Genomic DNA, 17,651 nt, shown 5'->3' with positions numbered 1-17,651 from the left:
ATGTTCGGCGAACGCGAAAAAAACCTCCAATCTCGCCTGATACGGCAGGATTGGAGGTTTTGAACTGCTTCCGCAGACGCGTCCGGGAATGGAATTACAGCTTCACCCAGGCGACGAGACCGTCCGGCTGATCCGGGTTAATGCCCTGGCGCTCGGCGCTGCTTAAGGCGACGATTTGCGGGATGAAAATGAACGGAATGCCTTGCGCCGCGACGTCAAGCTGATTGTCGGAAATGACGGCCAGATCGACGAATTGCTGCGGCACCGCTTCGGCGCGGTCGGCGAAAGCGATGATTTTGGCGCCTCTCGCTTTAATGTCGCGCATAAGGTTGCTCTGATGCTCGGTGCCGTCTCCGGTTAGCGCGGCGATTACGAGCGTATCTGCGCCGACGGTTACCATAGGACCGTGGCGGACGTCCAGCAGGTGGAAGGAATGCGCCTGTACTTTGGCGATTTCGGTCAATGCGATCGCCCCTTCGGAGGCGAGTCCTTGCAGCTCGCCGTCAGCAAGCACTACCGCGTTCGTCCATGCGAAGTCGGCCGCTTGGCGAATGCCGCTTTCCACGCGCTTCATGTAGGCTTCGCCTTGCTCGATCGCCGTCCCAATATCGGCGATCAGCTTCTCGTCGCCGCCGATGAAAGCGTTGATAAGCAAATTGGCGACATACAAATTCGTTACCGTTCTGGTTTGGCATACGCTGTGATCGAACGCCCAAGGCAGTTCCAGGGACAAATCGGCTTTTTGCGACAACGGGGAATCCGTTACGCAGGATAGCGCTACAACCGGAACATGCTTCTCAGTCCGGATGAGGCGGACGGCTTCGACGACCTCGCTGGTGGAACCGGAGCGCGAAGGCGCAATCAGCAGCGTGTTCTCCAGCAAAGCGCGGTAACGCTGCGGGTTGAGCATCAAGTCTCCGCCCGCCAAAGCGCTCGCAGGAAGTCCTGCACGCAAACGGCTGGAGAAAGCGGCGGATTCGCTTAAGCAGTAGCTGGAGCCGCAGCCGACGAAAGTAATCGACGAGACCGCTTGCTTGCGGACGAAGGCGACGATGTCTTCGCGCTTGGACAGCATATAATTGTAGGTTTCGCGTAAAGCGGAATATTGCTGGATAACTTCGCTATAAGTTAAACTCATGAATGATGACCTCCTATAGAATACATGGGTATGTAAGGACAGTTTAAATGAAATAATTAGAAATATCAATCATAAAATGATTTTTTCCGTCAAAAAAATGATTTTTATAACCAAAACGCAATTTTGTCGGTGTTGATTAAGGCTTTATTATCATTTCGAATCGATATTTTCACTAAAAAAGATGGAATAAATCATGATGTAAGCTGTATGCGATCGCGATGATGAAATAAACGATCAAAATTTGCAGGACGCTTAAAACATTCGGACATAAAGAAAAGCCAAGGGACTTCAAATCCGCAACGAAGCGGAGGCGAGGTCCTTTTGGCTTATCCGGGGTTTCGTTTCGCGAAGACAGCAGGGTAGGCCGGTCTCTTGACGGAGGTTACGGCTGCTGCGGTACGCGCCAGTCGCTCGACTGCCGGAACATCGGCTCGAACGGCAGCAAAATTTTGACGGGCAGCGGGTACGGAGATTCGATGCACTGCAGCATCGTTTTGGCGGCGACGATTCCGATTTCGAACGTCGGGATATGAATCGTCGACAGCGGCGGCACCGTATAGCGCGACGGCTCGTTATCGTCGAAGCCGACAATGGCGAAATCCTGCGGGATGCGGTAGCCTTTCTCCGAGATGGCGCGCATCGCGGCCATAGCCATAATGTCGCTGGCCGCAAATACGGCCGTCGGGAGGGGGCCGCCGGGCTGATCGAGAAATTTCAGCATCAGCCGGTATGCATTGTCCGGCTCCCACTCGGCGCTCAGCACATGCTCCGGGCGGACGGCAAGGCCTGCCTGCTCCAGCGCGCTCTTGTAGCCGCGGTACCGCTTCTCGCGGTCGAAGTCGCCGGACAATCCGGTGCCGCCGATGAACATAATGTCGCGATGGCCCTGCCCGATCAGATGCGCGACGGCTAACCGGGCCGCCTCGACCCGGTCGTAGGAGATCGTAGGTATGGTCGGGTCGGACACGTCGATACCGACAATATGCTTGATATGTTTTTTGATATGGCTGTAAATGCTGCTGTCGATCCCTTCAATGAGAATGACGCCCTCGACCTGCGCGTCTTCCGTCACTTCACGGAAAATGTCCGGCCGTTTCAAATCTTCCAGCGTATGGGTAAACGAGAGCTTGTAGCCGTGCCTGGACAGCTCCTTGTCAATTCCTTCGAAAATAACCGAAAAGTAGGGATGGTAATGACGGTCCTGCATCGTCGATACGATGCAGCCGATTCCTTTGGCCGCAGATTGCGGCTCTTGCGTCGGCGGCTTGACAGGATAGCCGAGATCGCGTGCGGCGTCCCAAATTTTTTGCTTAGTAAGGTTGTTGACCGCGCGGTTGGACTCGTTGGCCAGCACGCGGGAGACGGTAGAGATGGAGACGCCGACACGCTCGGCGATATCTTTTAATGTGGGCATATCTATAACCTGCCTTTTCACCATGTCAGACTTATTTTTGCGGCAAAATCCTATCATCTATGTTAAGTAAAAATAGGCGCAAGGTCAACTGAGTTTTGTGCAAAAAAGATGAAAATTACAATAAAATTTGCGGCAAAAACATGAAAAATAAACGTTGACGACTTCTTTTGAATGCGCTATATTTTTCATGTGAGCAGGGTGAGCAAGTGCAAAATCAACTTGAAAGGAGGAATAATCATGCGTTTTTCAAAATTTGCCGCAATATTTTCTGTAATTTGCGCAACTGTTGCAATTTCGGGCTGTTCGTCGGGAAATAACCCGGATGCAACCGCTGGGCAAGGTAAAGTAAAGCTTGTTTTTTGGGGGCATCAGGAAGACGCTTTCGTCGACGCCTACAAGAAGCTGATTGAAGAATATCAAAGCGAGCATCCCGATGTGGAGATCAGCTTCCAGGCTTTTCCCTATGAAATTTACAATCAGAAGCTGAAAGCTTCCTTCTCGGCCAGAACGCCTCCCGATATCGCCGAAATGTTCGGCACCTGGGTACCGGAATATTCGCGGAACGGGGCGCTGGCCGAGCTTCCGAACGGGGAGGCGCTGCGCAAGGAATACTACGACGCTCCGCTCGGCGGCTATATGATGGGCGGCAAGCTGTACGGATTGCCGATGGAGTACAACATCGAGAACGGCGGCATGCTCATCCACCCGCAGATGCTGAAGGAGAAGGGGATCGAGCGCCCGCCGGCCACCTGGAACGAACTCGTCGAAGATGCGAGGAAGCTGACCGTGCGGGATGACAAAGGCATTAAAGTAAAGGGCTTCGACTTCGTATCCGGGGATAATATTACCTTTACGCTCCTTTCGCTCATTTTGCAGCAGAAGGGCCGCTTCTGGGGAGAGGACGATCATGTGAATTTCCGGACCCCGGAAGCGGTTAAGGCAATGACGGCGCTGAAGGCGCTTGTCGCCGACGATCGGGTGACGGATTTGACGGCCTTCGGCGGCCAGCTCGACACTTCGGATTATTTCTTCCGCGGCAGCTCCGCCATGACCTATCGCGGACCGTGGACGATCGCGGCGGGCTTAGACAATTACAAGGTTCAGGATTTCGACTATGTGCCCGTGCCGTCGTTCACCTCGGAGAAGCCGGTGTTCGCAGCGGAATCCGGCTGGGGAACCGTCGTCGCCGAGAAGAGCAAGGCGCAGGCGGAAGCGCTCGATTTCATTCAATTTATGGCGCGGAAGGATCATCTGAAAGCATGGAATCTCGGCACCTTTACGGTTCCGGCCAAGAAGGAGGTAGCCGAGGACCCCGAATTCGTCCGGCAAAATCCGTATATGAAAACCTCGCTTGCGGTTCTCCGGTACGGGGAGTGGATCGGTCCCATAGCGGACCGCGATTACTTCTTCAAGCAAGTGAACGACCATTTCCAATTGATCGCAACGGGGCAGGAGAGCGTGGAGGCCGGCCTCCAAACGATGGAAAGAGCGATCAACGACAGTCAGGACAACCATAAATGATCGGAGTGTCAGGGGATGAATGAAGCGACTGTAATGAGCGATAACAAGCCAATGCAACCTGTAAAAAAGAAATCCGTCCGTTACCGGAACGAAAGGCGGTTTGTATTCACTTTTTTAACGCCTGTGCTGCTGTTGTTCGGCGTATTTGCCTTCCTGCCGATTGCCTGGAGTCTCGTTTTATCCGTATTTCAATACAATCCGATGAGCGATCACGCCCGATATGTCGGCGCGGCGAATTATATGCGAATGTTGACGGACGGCGTCGCCTTGAAATCGCTGTGGATCACATGCAAATTCGTCGTCGTCACCGTCATCGCGAATCTGGTCATAACGCTGGCGATCGCGATGGCCATTCAGCGGGTGCGGGTGCGCTGGCTGAAGAATTTGTTTCGCACCGTATTTTTCCTGCCGACGATTGCACCGCTGGCCGGTACGGCGATCGTCTGGAGCACGATGTTCAGCTACCAGAACGGGCTGTTCAACATGGTGCTGGGCAAGCTCCATCTGGCTCCCGTCCAATGGCTGAGCGACCCGCATTATGCGCTGTTTTCGGTCATTCTGATGACGCTGTGGGCGGATATCGGCTACAATATCGTGCTTTTCATGGCGGGTCTCGATTCGATACCGGAGATGTATTACGAAGCGGCTATTTTGGACGGGGCGAATCACTGGTATCTGTTCAGGCATGTGACGCTCCCGCTGCTCAGCCGATCGACGCTTTTCGTTACGATCACCACCGTCATTTCTTATTTCCAGGCGTTCCCGCAGTTCCAGATTATGACCAAAGGCGAGCCGTTCAACGAGACGAGGGTGCTGGCGCTGCATATTTACGATCAGGCCTTCTCCAACTCGAATATGGGCTACGCGTCGGCTTTGGCCACTTTGTTCCTGGTCATCATCTTGCTAGTCACGCTGCTGCAGCTGAAATGGGGCCGCACGCAGTGGGAGTATTGACAGGAGGCTAAATACTATGCATCGCAAAAATGTTTGGATCGACTCCGCCGTCATTGCAGCTCTCGTGCTGACGGCCGGCATGATGCTGATTCCTTATCTGTGGATGGTGCTGTCTTCCTTCAAGGACAACATGGATATTATCTCGGATTCCGGCGGCTTCCTGCCGCAGCATCCCAGTCTGGAAGGCTACCGCACGGTGCTGGAGGACGCCCCGTTTGGGACATGGCTGCTTAACAGCGCTTTCACTTCAATCATCATCACGGCGGCTACGCTGCTTACCAGCGTGCTTGCGGGCTATGTATTCGCCAAGCATCAGTTCCGGGGCAAGCGGATTTGGTTTCTGCTCGTGCTGGCGACGATGATGATTCCGTTTCAAGTCATTATGATTCCGACGTATTTGATTACGGCCAAACTCGGGCTTATCAACAGCTTGGCAGCGATCGTGCTGCCGAATCTGGTCAGCTCGTACGGCGTATTTCTGGCGAAGCAATTCATCGAGGAGATTCCGCATGATCTGCTGGAGGCGGCCAGACTGGACGGGGCGGGCGAGTTGAAGCTGATGGTGCGCATCATTGCTCCGCTGATTTTGCCGATGCTGTCGGCGCTCGGCATCTTCACGTTCATGAATGCCTGGAACAACTATTTATGGCCGCTGATCGTGCTCAACGATATCGACCGAATGACGGTTCCGCTGGCGCTCGTTTATTTTAACGGCACGCATGTCGTCAATTACAATGTCGTCATGTCGGCGGCGGTCCTGATTACGATTCCTGTCATTATCGTGTTCCTTATTTTCCAAAAGCAGTTCATTAAAGGCTTGACGATGACCGGCATGAAATAAACAAAAAATGGAGAGAAAACCTATGACCAAAATAACGATTATCGGCGCGGGCAGCGCCTTTACGCAAGAAATCGCCGTGGATATTTTGAACATTGAAGGCGTGGAGGGCGGTACGATCGCTCTGGTTGACATCGATGCGAACCGGCTGGATATCGCCCGCAGGCTCGTCTTGAAAATCGTGGAGATGACCGGAAAGCGCTGGGATGTCATCGCCTCCGTCGACCGCAGAGAGGTGCTGGCCGGCTCGCAGTTCGTGATTAATCAGATTGAAGTCGGCGGCTTGCAAACCGTCCGGTACGAATACGAAATTCCGCTCAAATACGGCGTGAATCAATGTATCGGGGATACGCTGGGACCCGGAGGCTTGTTCAAGACGCTGCGCACGCTGCCGAGCTGGATGGACATTGTGCGGGATATCGAGGAATTGTGCCCGGATAGCATCATTCTGAACTATACGAATCCGATGTCGGCGGTGACGCTGCTTACCTCCCGCATTACGGACATTCCGGTCGTCGGGCTGTGCCACTCGATTCAAAATACGTCGCGCCAGCTGGCAAAATACGCGGGCGTTCCGTATGAGGAGCTGAAGTGGCGGGCCGGGGGAATCAACCATATGTCCTGGTTCGTGGAGCTGACGCATCAGGGTAAGGATCTGTATCCGGTGCTGCGCGAAAAGATTCAAAATCCCGATCTGCTGAGGAAAGACCCGGTACGGTTCGACGCAATGAAATATTTGGGCGCTTTTGTCTCGGAATCGAGCGGCCATTTCTCCGAGTACATTCCGTATTACCGCAAGCGGCAGGAGCTGATCGACGAGCACTGCAGCTCCGGCTATAACGGAGCGACCGGCTACTATGCCGATAATTGGCCGATCTGGCGCAAGGAGAACGACGAGAACATCCTGCGGAAGCTGGAAGGGACGCTGCCGTTGAAGCTCGAATCCAGCAATGAGTACGCGGCGATCATTATTGAAGCGATGCTGAAGAACGAGCCGAAGGTCATTTACGGCAATGTGCCGAATGAAGGGCTCATCCCCAATTTGCCGCAAAACGGCGTCGTCGAGGTGGCTTGCATGGTTGACCGCAACGGCGTGAATCCGTGCCGCTTCGGCGCGCTGCCGGAGCATTTGGCGGCGCTGTGCCGCTCCAATATGGCGTTCTTCGAGCTGGCGGTCGGCGCCGTGCTTGAGAACGACAAGGAAATGGCGCGGCATGCGCTTATGATCGATCCTCTGTCGGCCGCCGTATGCTCGCTGAAGGAAATCGGCGACATGTTCGAGGAGCTGTACGAAGCGGAGCGGGATTTCATCCCGGTATTGCGATGAGGAGCGCGCAAAGAAGGGGCTGCGCCCCAACCGTAGTCGTCGTCGGAGAGCTGAATGTGGATATGATTATTACCGGCCGGGATGTCATGCCGGAGTGGAATCGCGAGAAGCTCGTCGACGGCTTTCAGGTCGTTCTCGGTTCTTCCTCGGCGATTACCGCATGCGCGCTTGCGGCACTGGGCGCGGACGTACGCTTCGTCAGCGTGGTCGGCGCCGACGATTTCGGCAAGTTCTGCATATCCGAGCTGGAGCGCATGGGCGTGAACGCCGAGCATGTCGTCGCCTTGCCCGGCGTGCAAACCGGGGTGACGATGTCGTTCTCTACGCCGGCGGACCGCGGATTGCTCACTTATCCGGGCAGCATTCCGCTGGTTAGTCCGGAGCATATCCCGGACGCGCTGCTGGACGAAGCGAGCCATCTTCACTTCGGCTCGTATTATTTGCAGGACGGCATGAGGCCGCATTGGCCGCAGCTGTTCGAGCGGGCGCGCGGCCTGGGCGTCACTACCTCGTTCGACGCCGGCTGGGACGTGCGGGACCGGTGGGATCGCGAAGGGATCGTCGCACTGCTCGCTCATACGGATTGGTTTATACCGAGCGAGGAAGAGATGCTGCACATCTTCGAAGCGGAGTCGCTTGAGGAGGCGTTCGCGCAGATGCCTCGATCCGCAGGCCGGATTGCCGTCAAGCAAGGCTCCAAAGGGGCAACGCTATGCGAGCCGGACGGTGCGATCGTCTTCGCCGAGCCGTATCGCGTCTCGCCCGTCGATACGACGGGAGCCGGGGATTGCTTCAATGCCGGCATGATCTACGGATACCTGCACGGGTATACAGGCAAAGCCTTGCTGCGGTACGCCAACGCTTGCGGCGCGCTATCGACGCTGGGCGTCGGAGGTACCGGCAGCCTGCCGACGGCGGAGGGCGTAGCGCACTTGCAGGCGGAGTAAGGTTGCGGCGGCGAGCGGGTCCGATCGGCCGGCGTCGTCCGAAACACGAAGACGGCGCAGCTCCGGTTCGCTCGCGCGCCTCGCGCCTGTCCGGCGGCCGTTCCGGGCTGCGGGCAGAGCGCATGCGGCAGCTCGCCGGCCATCCGTATCGGCTAACGGCGGGAGGGTGCTCTTGCGCACTCGTATGAAAGGAGGTGATGGCCGAGCGACACCCGGCTTCCGGCATAGGAGCCAGCGGCAACGACAATGAAGCCGGAATATGAGGGCCGGAATAAGAAAGCCGGTATATTTTACAATGAATGTTGCAAGGTTGGATTAGCCGGCAGTGATGAAGCGGATGTGATGGAAAAGAAGACGCAGTCTGCAAAAACATGTTGGATTGAAGGAGCTGATAATTTATGTTGAAATTCGGTAAACGAGCATTGATCGGCCTCAGCATCGCCGCCTTAGGGCTGGCTCTTGGAAATGCGGCTCCGCCGAAAGCTTCAGCGGCCGGAACCGAGTATTACGTGTCGCCGACCGGGAACGATTCGAATGCCGGAACGCTGGCTTCCCCTTGGAAAACGCTGCAGCACGCGGCCGATACGGCCGTTCCGGGAAGCACGGTATATGTGCGCGGCGGCACCTATAACAAGAAGCTGAGCATTACGCGTTCGGGCTCTGCCGCAGCAGGTCCGATTACATTCACCAATTACGCTTCGGAGCTGCCGGTCATCGACGGCACAGGCCTGTCCGTCACCGAAGAGGAAGGACTCGTACAAATTATCGACGCCAGTTATATTACGGTAAAAGGCTTCGAGATCCGCAATTTTACGACGTCGACCCGCAACAAAGTGCCTGTCGGCATTTACGTGGAAGGAGCCGGCAGCGGCATCAGCCTCTTGAACAACAAAGTGCATGACATCAAAAATACGGCGACTCCTACGGGTTCCGATTTGCTGGGACGGGATGCGCACGGCATCGCCGTGTACGGCAGCAAGAAAAGCCCGATCAGCGGCATCACGATCGACGGCAATGAGCTGTACAATCTTGTGCTCGGCTCCAGCGAATCGCTTGTCGTAAACGGCAACGTCGATACGTTCGCCATTACGAATAATCTTGTTCACGATAACGATAATATCGGCATCGATGTGATCGGTTTCGAGGGCACGGCTCCAAGCGAAGCCTATGATCAGGCACGCAACGGGCTCGTCAAGGGGAATGTCGTATACAACATTTCATCGAACAACAATCCGTCCTACGGCAAAACGCTTCCTAACGGCAGCAACGCGGCCGACGGCATTTATGTCGACGGCGGCAAGGACACCGTCATCGAGCAAAATTACAGCTATAACAACGACATCGGCATAGAAATCGCTTCGGAGCATAAAAACCATTCGACCAGCAACATCACCGTCCGCAATAATATCGTATACAACAACCGTTATACCGGCATCGCTATGGGCGGGTACGATACGAACAGGGGCTCCACCACAGATTGTAAAATCGTCAACAACACGCTGTACAAAAACGATACGGTCGGGTTAAACGGCGGACAACTGCTGGTGCAGTACGATACCAAAAACAATGTGATCAAAAACAATATTATGGCGGCAAGCTCTTCCAACTATTTGATCTATAACGGGTATACTCAAAATACGGGAAATACGGTCGATTACAACTTGTACTTCGCCCCGGCCGGCAGTGCGGGCAGCTTGTGGAAGTGGAAAAATACGCTGCGCACCGGATTCTCCGCTTATCAAACGGCTACCGGCAACGATGCGCATTCATTGTTCGCCGATCCTCAATTTGTCAATGAGGCGGGCCATGATTTTCATCTGAAGGCGGCCTCTCCCGCGATCGATGCCGGCTATACCGATACGGCGATAATCGGCGACTACGATATCGACGGCCAGCCCAGAGTGCAGGGCGCCGCGGTGAATATCGGAGCGGATGAATAGGGTTATACTGAGTGGAGAAGAACCCGGGGCGTTTGAGCTCCAGGTTCTTTTCTCGCTACAATTGGCAAGCTTTTCTCACATTCCCATTTCGCCGTTATCGTGATTGAGCTGCCATTCGATGCCGAACTTGTCTTTAAGGCTGCCGTAGCATTTACTAAAGAACGTTTCCTGAAGCTCCATACGGACTTCGCCGCCTTCTTTCAGCTTATGATAATACGATTTCAGCTTGTCTACATCTTTATTGACAATGGAAATTGTGATATTGCTTCCGGCGGTGAAAGGCATGCCGGGAAATACGTCGGAGAACATGACTACGCTGCCGTCGATATTCAGCCGCGCATGCATGACCAGATGTTTGGCTTCTTCCGGCAGAGGGAAGTCGGGATTCGGCGGAGCTTGTTCAAAGGTCATGATATGCGGCTTCGTGCCGAACGCCTCCGCATAAAATTCTACCGCCTCTCGACAGTTCCCGTTGAAATTAAAATAGACATTAACGGACATCAGTTTCACTCCTAAATGGAAAATTATTGATGTTAACGCTATAACTATACACTATCATTGCCATTAAAAGAAACTTCTACTCGACGAAATCACCACCCTTTTATAGCTCCAATATGTCGCAGCCGCCAGATATGTTCTTTGAAGCCGACGGAAACGATACCGAAGGAAGCGGGCACAATGAGCATAATCGTCTATGGTCATGAGGACGGGGATAGAGCATACTATTGCGATGATAATGAGAATCGTTATTGATTGGAGGGAGCTGGAGAAAAGCGATGAAGTTATTCCCCAAATTCACTATGACGACAGCGATTAGCGTGCTGTTGGCCGTACTGTTAGCCGCTTGCGGCGCAAGTTCCCCCGGGAAGGCGCCCGGCACAGACTCTGCGTCGGCTTCGACGTCCCAGTCCGGCAACGGCCAAGCGGCATCGGCGGCGGAGAACATGACCCGCGTATTCCGGGATTACGCGGGTCATGAAGTGACGATGCCGGCGCATCCGCAGCGGATTCTCATCGATCAATTCATGGGGCACTTGCTGGCTGTAGGAGTGAAACCGATAGGAGCGACCTCGAATCAATTGAGCCAATTCCGGGATTCCTCATTCCTGAAGCCGTTAGGCTTGTCTGAGGGCATCGATGACTTGGGCAATACGATCTCGCTGGAGAAAGCGCCCGCCAAAGTGCAGGAAGCCGTTATGGACAAGGAGCCGTCCTATTTGAAAGCTTCGCTTGAGACGCTGCCGGACTATGTGGGCGACTATGTATTTCTGACCGTCTACGATTGGCAGAAGGGCGATAACGCCAAGCTGGAGCAAGAGCTTAAAGAAGCTCCGCTCTGGCGCAGCTTGCCGGTCGTCACTCAAAATCGGGTTATTCAGGTCAATGTTAACGATTTCCTCCCGGGCGATCCGATCTCGATCGAGAAGCAGATGGAGGCGCAAGCGAAGCTGCTCATGGAACGGTTTAAAAAGTAGGATCGCCGGCAATCTATTCTCTTTTTATATAGATAGTACAAATAATATATTATTCATCGAAGAGTCCCCTATGTATACTTAAGCTGCAAGGGTGGTTGAAACAACAACAAGATAGGGGATGAATGATATGAAAAAGAGCATGCTCTTATTACCGGCGCTTGCAGGTCTTCTTATCGCCGCCGCTTGTTCGCAAACCGCTGGCGTCGAGAATGGCCAAGCCTCCAGGGTCGTTGTCGATGTGCAAACCGTTCAGGAAGTGCTTCTGCCTGGGCGCGCCGTTCTTATAGACGCTCATCTGACACAGGGGGATCAAGATGTAAAGGATGCTAGCAAGGTCGAGTTTGAAATTTGGAGAAAAGACAGCGAGAAGCATGAATGGATCACGTCTACCCATTGGCTGGACGGCACGTATCGCGCCCGGACGATGTTTCCGGAAAGCGGTGTATATTACGTGAAAGCTCATGTTGAAGATAAAGAAGGGAAAGTGTCGACGCCGCAAAAGGAACTGGTCGTTGACGAAGTCATTCCTTCGAACAATCGAGTATCATCTTGATCGAGTCTAGCAATAATAGAATGCCCCTGAAGAACTCCGCGGAATCATTTCCAAGGGGTTCTTTGGCTTATGCGGAATTCCAGCTAAGCTTTATTTTTAAGGATTATCGAAATAAAGTCGCGGATATATTCTTCGAGGTAAGCCGGCTCATGAGAACAGAGCACGATTTTATTCGTAAGCCGGATTCCGTCGACCTCTACGGTCGCCAACTCTCCGCGTTGAATGAATTGACTTGCTACAAGAAGAGAAACATAACTTACCCCGTATCCGGCTACGACGGCTTGGATCGCTTCGTTCAGACCGTTAAATTGCAGCTCTATCTTTGGCGGGTTCACGTTATGCGCCTCGCATACTTCAACTAGCCTCCTTCTTGTCGTGCTCCCTTCTTCCCGCATGATGAACGGTTCCCTGATCATTTCTTCTATGGAGATATGCCGGTTGGCATATTTATGGTTGGGCGCCACTACGAATACAAATTCGTCGCTGTATAATTCCAAACATTGCAGGGAGTGGCTCGTTTGAGTGGTAATATTGCTGTTCCCGAATATAGCGATATCGACTTCGTAATGATGTAAGCTATCGAATGCAGTTTGCGAATTGACAGTTGAAATGACCACTTCGACCTCGGGATATTTTTGCTTAAAAAGAGATGCCCATTTCGGAATCAGGACACTCGTTGCAAGATAATTGCCGGAGATCCGCAGCTTTCCTTTGGGATACTTCTGATAATCCTCAATCATAGTGTGAATCTGTTCTTCCAGAATAAACAATTTTTCAGTCGGTTTAAAAAGCTTTTGCCCAAACGGGGTTAACACCAGATTTCGGCCCTTTTTTTCAAATAAAATCATGCCGTACTGCTTTTCAAAATTGCGAATTTGCGCTGAAATGGCGGGCTGGCTAATATTTAACCGTTTCGAGGCTTCCGTAACGCTTCCGGTTAAAGCAACATGATAAAACAGCATCAAAGCATGCAAGTTAATGGACAATTCCGCACCTTCTATACAGTATAATTATAGATAATATAAAACGTATATTATTATTTTATACATCCTGCATGTATACTTCAAGTAGCTGAGGAGAACAAGGCGTTATGCGAGCCGATGAGAAAGGAGAGTAGATGAATATAACGAAAAAAGCGGTGGTAGGTTCGTATTTTGCGGCATTTGCTTTTATTCTGAGTATGGTCGGAGGTTCCGTTCTATGGGGCAGCAAAGAATGCATTCTTCCGGAAATGGCGGCGATGGCGGTCGCCATGTGGGCTTACCGCGATCCGAATTGGCTGAGGGACCCGCTCAACATTTGTCTGGCGCCGTCCCTTACGTCCGTCATCGGATTTTCCGTCAATCAACTGCATCTGGCCTACCTGGCGAAGGTCGGCCTAACGTTTATTCTAATTATGCTCATCCTGCGTCTGATCCGATCGAATTTCGCCCCGTCGCTGGCAACCGGCTTGCTGCCTTTGATTACGGATGCGCATGACTGGACGCTGGTCCTTCTTATCTTTTCCTTTACTTTCGTATTCATGCTTGCGGTGATTTGGTTCCGATGGCATCGGCCGCTGCAGCCGATAGTCCATTCCCCCTCGAAAAATACGTGGATGTTCCTGCTCCTTCTGTTTCTTTGGCTCGGCGTTTGCGGGCTTACCGGTTTCGAGCGGCTGGCCGTCATTCCGCCCGTCATCGTCGTGATCTACGAGTCGATCCAGAAGCCGGACTATACCGGAAAAACGGCCTTCAAGCAGGGGATTGCGCTGACCGTATCGGCGACGGTCGGCACCTTGCTGTTTTACGCTATCGACGCTTGGCTGCTCGTTACCCTGCTGGATATCGTTCTGATGCTGCTGCTGCAGCTGCTGATGAAGGTTCGGATGCCCGCCATTTATGCATTCCCGCTGCTGCCGTTTCTATTTCCGGACGATATTGTGCCCCAGCTTCCGCTCGGCACGCTATGCGCTTGTTTGTTCCTGTTCGCTTTGGCGGCGGTCTACAAAAAGTACGACGCATCGGCTGCTGCCAAAAGCACCGGCGTATCGGTATGAGGCACTGCTTCCTTGTCGGCGGAGAGCGCTCACCTTGCGAACGGATAGTCATTGATCACGGTTTTCACATTCCCATCATATGTTGTAGCAGTATGGGGAAGGAGTGAGAGCTTGGTTAAGTTAACTTTGGAGACGGCCAAAAAGTTGATCGACGCGGCCGAACAAAAATCCCGGCAAATGGGGCTCGCCAGCAATATCGCGATTGTAGACGACGGAGGCAATCTGGTCGCGTTTCACCGGATGGATGAGGCGCGGCTGGCCGGCATCGAAATTTCCAAGAACAAGGCCTGGACAAGTGCAGCCATGCGGATGCCGACGGCCAATTTAACGCAGGCGGCGCAGCCCGGCGGGCCTTCGTTCGGGATTAATACGACCAACGGCGGACGTATCGTTATTCTGGGGGCGGCATACCTCTTATGAGCGGCGACCGTCTTGTCGGCGGCGTCGGCGTAAGCGGGGGCAGCAGCACTCAGGACATGGAAGTGGCTAATGCGGCGGTTCAAGCATTTACAGCGATGACGGGAAAAGCGGGTACCCATGTTAGCGCGCGTATCGGCTCGGTGCAGACGCATAGCTAATTTCCGGCCTCCCGGGGGATGCGCCTTATTTGCGTTCCGGCTCGCACAAGGCGGAACGCCAGTCACAGTAGGACCTTTCCGTAAACCGGAAGGTCTTATTTGGCATTGCTTGCCATGCACCGTGGACAGCGCAGCGCGCCGATCGGCTGGCTCGGCGTAACGGCTCTGCTCGGGGCTATATTTATCGGGCTGGTCATTCTTGTAGTGATCGTCGCCGGATCGATGTGGATTATGCTGTATAACGATGAAAAAACAACCGCAGAGCCCTCGTATCTGCGGTTGTTTCTTATAAGGGGCGGATCAGCTCAGCAGCTCCCGCAGCGCTTGCGCAAAGCCGGAAATGCCCGTCTCGATGTCCTCGGCCTTCGCTCTCGCATAAGTGAATCTGACGAAACCCGCATCCGAGCCGTAGACGCTGCCGGGCACAAACACGACGCCTTTCCTGACGGCTTCCTCCAGCAGCTTGCCGTCGGGCACATCATGCCGCAGCTGGCACCACAAATGCAGCCCGCCTTGAGGCGCCGTGAAGGAAATCGAATCCGGCAGCTCCTTTCGCAGGGAGGCGATCGCGAGGTCCCGCTTGAACTGCAGCTGAAGCTGCAATCGTTCCAAATGGGGTTGAAAGTATGACGATTGGATGAACTGGGCGGCCACCTGCTGAGGAATCACGCTAAGACCGAAGTCCATCTGCTGCCGGGCATCCGCCAGCCGTTCCACGATCGAATGCGGAGCGACCATCCAGCCGATGCGGAGGCCCGAGGCGGCGATTTTGGAAAATGAGCCGATATACAGAACGGAGCCGTTCGTATCCATCGACTTCAGAGGCACGGGAGCTTCCTCGCCGTACGCAGTCAGGCTGAACGGATCATCCTCGACAATCGGCAGTCCCAACTCGCTTGCGATATGGAGCAGCTGCCTGCGCCGCTCCATGCTTAATACCGTTCCTGTCGGATTCTGAAAATTCGGGTTGACGAACACCATCTTGATGCGATGCTTTTTGTACAAAATGCGAATATCTTCCGGACGCACTCCGTCTTGGTCGACAGGCAGCCGGAATAGGCGGAGCCCGGCCGATTGAAACATCGGCAGCGAATAGCAATAGGAAGGATCTTCAATCGCTACGGCATCCCCCGGAGACAATAAGCATTGCGTAATTAAATATAACGACTGCTGAGAGCCGGAAGTGATCAGGATCGACGACCCGGTCGTCTGAATTTTTCGGTACGCGTCCAAATAGCCTACGAGCGCTTCTCGAAGCGGGACATAGCCTTGCGGATTGTCGTAGCCCAAATACGAAGTGTACCGGTGCTCGCTCATGAGCGCCGCAATTTCGTCCGTCGGCGCCAAATCCGGCGATAATTCGCCGCTGGCCATATCGATCAGAGAAGGCTGCTGCGCCAGCGCTTCGCGAATTTTGCGCAGGAAGGGCAGGTTGGGCAGAAAGCTTCCTCCCTCGCAGTAACGGCTCCAATTGGGCGTATGCTTCGGCATCGCTTCCCATTTGGTTCGGCTGACGCGCGTTCCGCTGCCTGTCCGGCTTTCAACGATGCCCATCGATCGGAGCTCGGCGAACGCCAAGATGACGGTGCTGCGGTTTACGCCGAGCTGCTCCGCCAGCTTCCGTTCCGACGGGAGCAAGCTGCCCGGCGGAAATTCGCCGTAAGAAATTTGCTGCTCCAGGTGGTCGGCAATTTGCTCGTATAGCGGCTTTTTGCCTTGCCGGTCGGGTTTCCACATCATTTTATCACCCTTTATTTCGTAAAATAATACGTCGTTGTGATGTTTATCATACCATTCCTTATTCTAAAGGAAGACTCTGGTTTTTATCATAACGATGACAATTGTTTAGCGATTATTTGAACATGGATGGTTCGAAATAACCGGAAGTGGATGGTTTGTTTTACGCGCTTTTCCTTTATCATAGTAAACGAATCGGAATATATTCATAGATCGGGGGATAATGGAATGAACAAGCAGCAGATGAAGGTAGCCGTCGTTCAAGCCGCGCCGATTTTGTTCGATAAGCAATCCGCTATGGACAAGATCATGCAGATGACGAAGGAAGCGGCTCGGCAAGGAGCGGAGCTGATCGTTTTTCCCGAAGTGTTCATACCCGGCTATCCGCGAGGCTTAAGCTTCGGTGCGCGGGTCGGAAGCCGTACGTCCGACGGAAGGAAAGATTGGCAGCGCTATTGGGAGAGCGCCATCGACATACCGGGTGAAGAAACCGCGCTGCTCGGCGAGTTGGCCAAGGAGCTCAGCGTGTACCTCGCAATCGGCGTTGTGGAGCGGGATCGGGAGTTCAGCACGGGCACGTTGTATAATTCCATCGTATACATCGGGCCGGAAGGAGAAGTGCTGGGAAAGCACCGCAAGCTCGTTCCTACCGGTTCCGAACGTCTTTTGTGGGGACAAGGCGACGGCAGTACGCTAACCGTTATCGACACCCCCTTCGGTAAAATCGGCGGGTTGATCTGCTGGGAAAACTATATGCCGCTGGCCCGGGCGGCCATGTATGCCAAAGGCATCGATATTTTGCTGGCCCCAACGGCGGACGCCCGCGATACGTGGCAGGCCACGATCCGGCATATCGCTTGCGAAGGACGGTGTTACGTCATTGCTTGCAACCAATTTGCGACCAAGGCGTCCTATCCGGCCGATTTGTCGTGCTATGACGATATTGAGGGCGACGACGACGTCCTTAGCAGAGGGGGAAGCGCTGTCGTAGGACCGCTCGGCGAATATATCGCCCAACCGCTCTATCATCAGGAAGGTATTTTGCTAGCTGTGCTGGACCGCTCTCTCATTACGCAAAGCCGGTTTGACTTCGATGCCGTGGGGCATTACAGCCGCCCGGACGTCTTCCAGCTTATCGTTAACGAGAAGAAGCAGTCGATCGTACGGTTCGATCAGACCTAAACCGGCTTT

15 protein-coding genes and 1 pseudogene are annotated in these 17,651 nt (G+C 53.8%); 11 read left to right on the top strand and 5 right to left on the bottom strand.

Annotation, left to right across the window (positions count from 1 at the left end; translation table 11 throughout):
- Nucleotides 1-94 precede the first annotated feature (94 nt).
- Nucleotides 95-1,138, bottom strand: a complete 1,044-nt coding sequence (locus tag SK3146_RS04615) for an SIS domain-containing protein (protein WP_249863968.1) — start codon at nt 1,136-1,138, stop codon at nt 95-97.
- 382 nt (nt 1,139-1,520) lie between these two features.
- On the bottom strand, nt 1,521-2,552 hold the full coding sequence (locus tag SK3146_RS04610) for a LacI family DNA-binding transcriptional regulator (protein ID WP_249863967.1): 1,032 nt from the start codon (nt 2,550-2,552) through the stop codon (nt 1,521-1,523).
- A gap of 237 nt (nt 2,553-2,789) precedes the next feature.
- On the opposite strand from SK3146_RS04610, the gene SK3146_RS04605 reads away from it, so the two are divergent.
- The 6 genes from SK3146_RS04605 (at nt 2,790) to SK3146_RS04580 (ending at nt 10,079) form a co-directional block, all read left to right on the top strand.
- Nucleotides 2,790-4,073: an ABC transporter substrate-binding protein gene (locus SK3146_RS04605; RefSeq protein ID WP_249863966.1), complete on the top strand. Its 1,284-nt coding sequence runs from the start codon at nt 2,790-2,792 to the stop codon at nt 4,071-4,073.
- A 51-nt stretch (nt 4,074-4,124) separates the two neighbouring features.
- Nucleotides 4,125-5,027, top strand: coding sequence for a carbohydrate ABC transporter permease (locus tag SK3146_RS04600; RefSeq protein ID WP_249863965.1), 903 nt, complete (start codon nt 4,125-4,127; stop codon nt 5,025-5,027).
- 16 nt (nt 5,028-5,043) lie between these two features.
- A complete protein-coding gene (locus tag SK3146_RS04595; protein WP_249863964.1) occupies nt 5,044-5,868 on the top strand; it encodes a carbohydrate ABC transporter permease in 825 nt (274 codons plus the stop codon).
- 22 nt (nt 5,869-5,890) lie between these two features.
- A complete protein-coding gene (gene melA, locus SK3146_RS04590) occupies nt 5,891-7,192 on the top strand; it encodes an alpha-galactosidase (protein WP_249863963.1) in 1,302 nt (433 codons plus the stop codon).
- The gene (locus SK3146_RS04585) at nt 7,189-8,139 is read left to right on the top strand and encodes a carbohydrate kinase family protein (protein WP_249863962.1); all 951 of its coding nucleotides are present in this window, start codon (nt 7,189-7,191) and stop codon (nt 8,137-8,139) included. The genes melA and SK3146_RS04585 overlap by 4 nt, the downstream gene beginning before the upstream one ends.
- Nucleotides 8,140-8,537: 398 nt before the next feature.
- Nucleotides 8,538-10,079 carry a right-handed parallel beta-helix repeat-containing protein gene (locus SK3146_RS04580; RefSeq protein WP_249863961.1) on the top strand — a complete coding sequence of 514 codons (1,542 nt, stop codon included), beginning with the start codon at nt 8,538-8,540 and terminating at the stop codon, nt 10,077-10,079.
- 75 nt (nt 10,080-10,154) lie between these two features.
- Here SK3146_RS04580 and SK3146_RS04575 read toward each other — a convergent pair whose 3' ends face one another.
- Nucleotides 10,155-10,580 carry a VOC family protein gene (locus SK3146_RS04575; RefSeq protein ID WP_249863960.1) on the bottom strand — a complete coding sequence of 142 codons (426 nt, stop codon included), beginning with the start codon at nt 10,578-10,580 and terminating at the stop codon, nt 10,155-10,157.
- Nucleotides 10,581-10,879: 299 nt separating this feature from the next.
- Between SK3146_RS04575 and SK3146_RS04570 the strand changes: the two genes are divergently transcribed.
- Nucleotides 10,880-11,554, top strand: coding sequence for a hypothetical protein (locus SK3146_RS04570; protein ID WP_249863959.1), 675 nt, complete (start codon nt 10,880-10,882; stop codon nt 11,552-11,554).
- Between the two features lie 118 nt (nt 11,555-11,672).
- Nucleotides 11,673-12,107 carry a FixH family protein gene (locus tag SK3146_RS04565; RefSeq protein ID WP_249863958.1) on the top strand — a complete coding sequence of 145 codons (435 nt, stop codon included), beginning with the start codon at nt 11,673-11,675 and terminating at the stop codon, nt 12,105-12,107.
- A gap of 83 nt (nt 12,108-12,190) precedes the next feature.
- On the opposite strand, the gene SK3146_RS04560 is transcribed toward SK3146_RS04565, so the two are convergent.
- The gene (locus tag SK3146_RS04560) at nt 12,191-13,093 is read right to left on the bottom strand and encodes a LysR substrate-binding domain-containing protein (RefSeq protein ID WP_249863957.1); all 903 of its coding nucleotides are present in this window, start codon (nt 13,091-13,093) and stop codon (nt 12,191-12,193) included.
- Between the two features lie 131 nt (nt 13,094-13,224).
- Here SK3146_RS04560 and SK3146_RS04555 point away from each other — a divergent pair, with 131 nt between their 5' ends.
- Both SK3146_RS04555 and SK3146_RS35240 read left to right on the top strand, forming a co-directional pair.
- Nucleotides 13,225-14,145 (top strand): hypothetical protein, encoded by a 921-nt coding sequence (locus tag SK3146_RS04555; protein ID WP_249863956.1) that lies wholly within the window; start codon nt 13,225-13,227, stop codon nt 14,143-14,145.
- A gap of 177 nt (nt 14,146-14,322) precedes the next feature.
- Nucleotides 14,323-14,723 (top strand): annotated as a pseudogene (locus tag SK3146_RS35240) (GlcG/HbpS family heme-binding protein).
- A 300-nt stretch (nt 14,724-15,023) separates the two neighbouring features.
- On the opposite strand, the gene SK3146_RS04540 reads toward SK3146_RS35240, so the two are convergent.
- Complete coding sequence (locus tag SK3146_RS04540) at nt 15,024-16,460, bottom strand: MocR-like pyridoxine biosynthesis transcription factor PdxR (protein ID WP_249866179.1); 1,437 nt, start codon at nt 16,458-16,460, stop codon at nt 15,024-15,026.
- Between the two features lie 228 nt (nt 16,461-16,688).
- Between SK3146_RS04540 and SK3146_RS04535 the strand changes: the two genes are divergently transcribed.
- Nucleotides 16,689-17,642: a carbon-nitrogen hydrolase family protein gene (locus SK3146_RS04535; protein ID WP_249863955.1), complete on the top strand. Its 954-nt coding sequence runs from the start codon at nt 16,689-16,691 to the stop codon at nt 17,640-17,642.
- Nucleotides 17,643-17,651 lie beyond the last annotated feature (9 nt).

The sequence above is a fragment of the Paenibacillus konkukensis genome, assembly GCF_023523925.1.
GTDB classification, from domain to species: domain Bacteria; phylum Bacillota; class Bacilli; order Paenibacillales; family NBRC-103111; genus Paenibacillus_S; species Paenibacillus_S doosanensis.
This window is presented reverse-complemented; position numbering and strand designations above follow the sequence as displayed.

Bases quoted from the DNA above. Each gene is read 5' to 3' on its own strand.
- SK3146_RS04595 (WP_249863964.1), top strand. From the start codon at position 5,044: ATGCATCGCAAAAATGTTTGGATCGACTCCGCCGTCATTGCAGCTCTC.
- SK3146_RS04540 (WP_249866179.1), bottom strand. From the start codon at position 16,460: ATGTGGAAACCCGACCGGCAAGGCAAAAAGCCGCTATACGAGCAAATT.
- SK3146_RS04535 (WP_249863955.1), top strand. From the start codon at position 16,689: ATGAACAAGCAGCAGATGAAGGTAGCCGTCGTTCAAGCCGCGCCGATT.
- SK3146_RS04555 (WP_249863956.1), top strand. From the start codon at position 13,225: ATGAATATAACGAAAAAAGCGGTGGTAGGTTCGTATTTTGCGGCATTT.
- SK3146_RS04570 (WP_249863959.1), top strand. From the start codon at position 10,880: ATGACGACAGCGATTAGCGTGCTGTTGGCCGTACTGTTAGCCGCTTGC.
- SK3146_RS04615 (WP_249863968.1), bottom strand. From the start codon at position 1,138: ATGAGTTTAACTTATAGCGAAGTTATCCAGCAATATTCCGCTTTACGC.
- SK3146_RS04565 (WP_249863958.1), top strand. From the start codon at position 11,673: ATGAATGATATGAAAAAGAGCATGCTCTTATTACCGGCGCTTGCAGGT.
- SK3146_RS04580 (WP_249863961.1), top strand. From the start codon at position 8,538: ATGTTGAAATTCGGTAAACGAGCATTGATCGGCCTCAGCATCGCCGCC.
- SK3146_RS04605 (WP_249863966.1), top strand. From the start codon at position 2,790: ATGCGTTTTTCAAAATTTGCCGCAATATTTTCTGTAATTTGCGCAACT.
- SK3146_RS04575 (WP_249863960.1), bottom strand. From the start codon at position 10,580: ATGTCCGTTAATGTCTATTTTAATTTCAACGGGAACTGTCGAGAGGCG.
- SK3146_RS04600 (WP_249863965.1), top strand. From the start codon at position 4,125: ATGCAACCTGTAAAAAAGAAATCCGTCCGTTACCGGAACGAAAGGCGG.
- SK3146_RS04610 (WP_249863967.1), bottom strand. From the start codon at position 2,552: ATGCCCACATTAAAAGATATCGCCGAGCGTGTCGGCGTCTCCATCTCT.
- melA (WP_249863963.1), top strand. From the start codon at position 5,891: ATGACCAAAATAACGATTATCGGCGCGGGCAGCGCCTTTACGCAAGAA.
- SK3146_RS04585 (WP_249863962.1), top strand. From the start codon at position 7,189: ATGAGGAGCGCGCAAAGAAGGGGCTGCGCCCCAACCGTAGTCGTCGTC.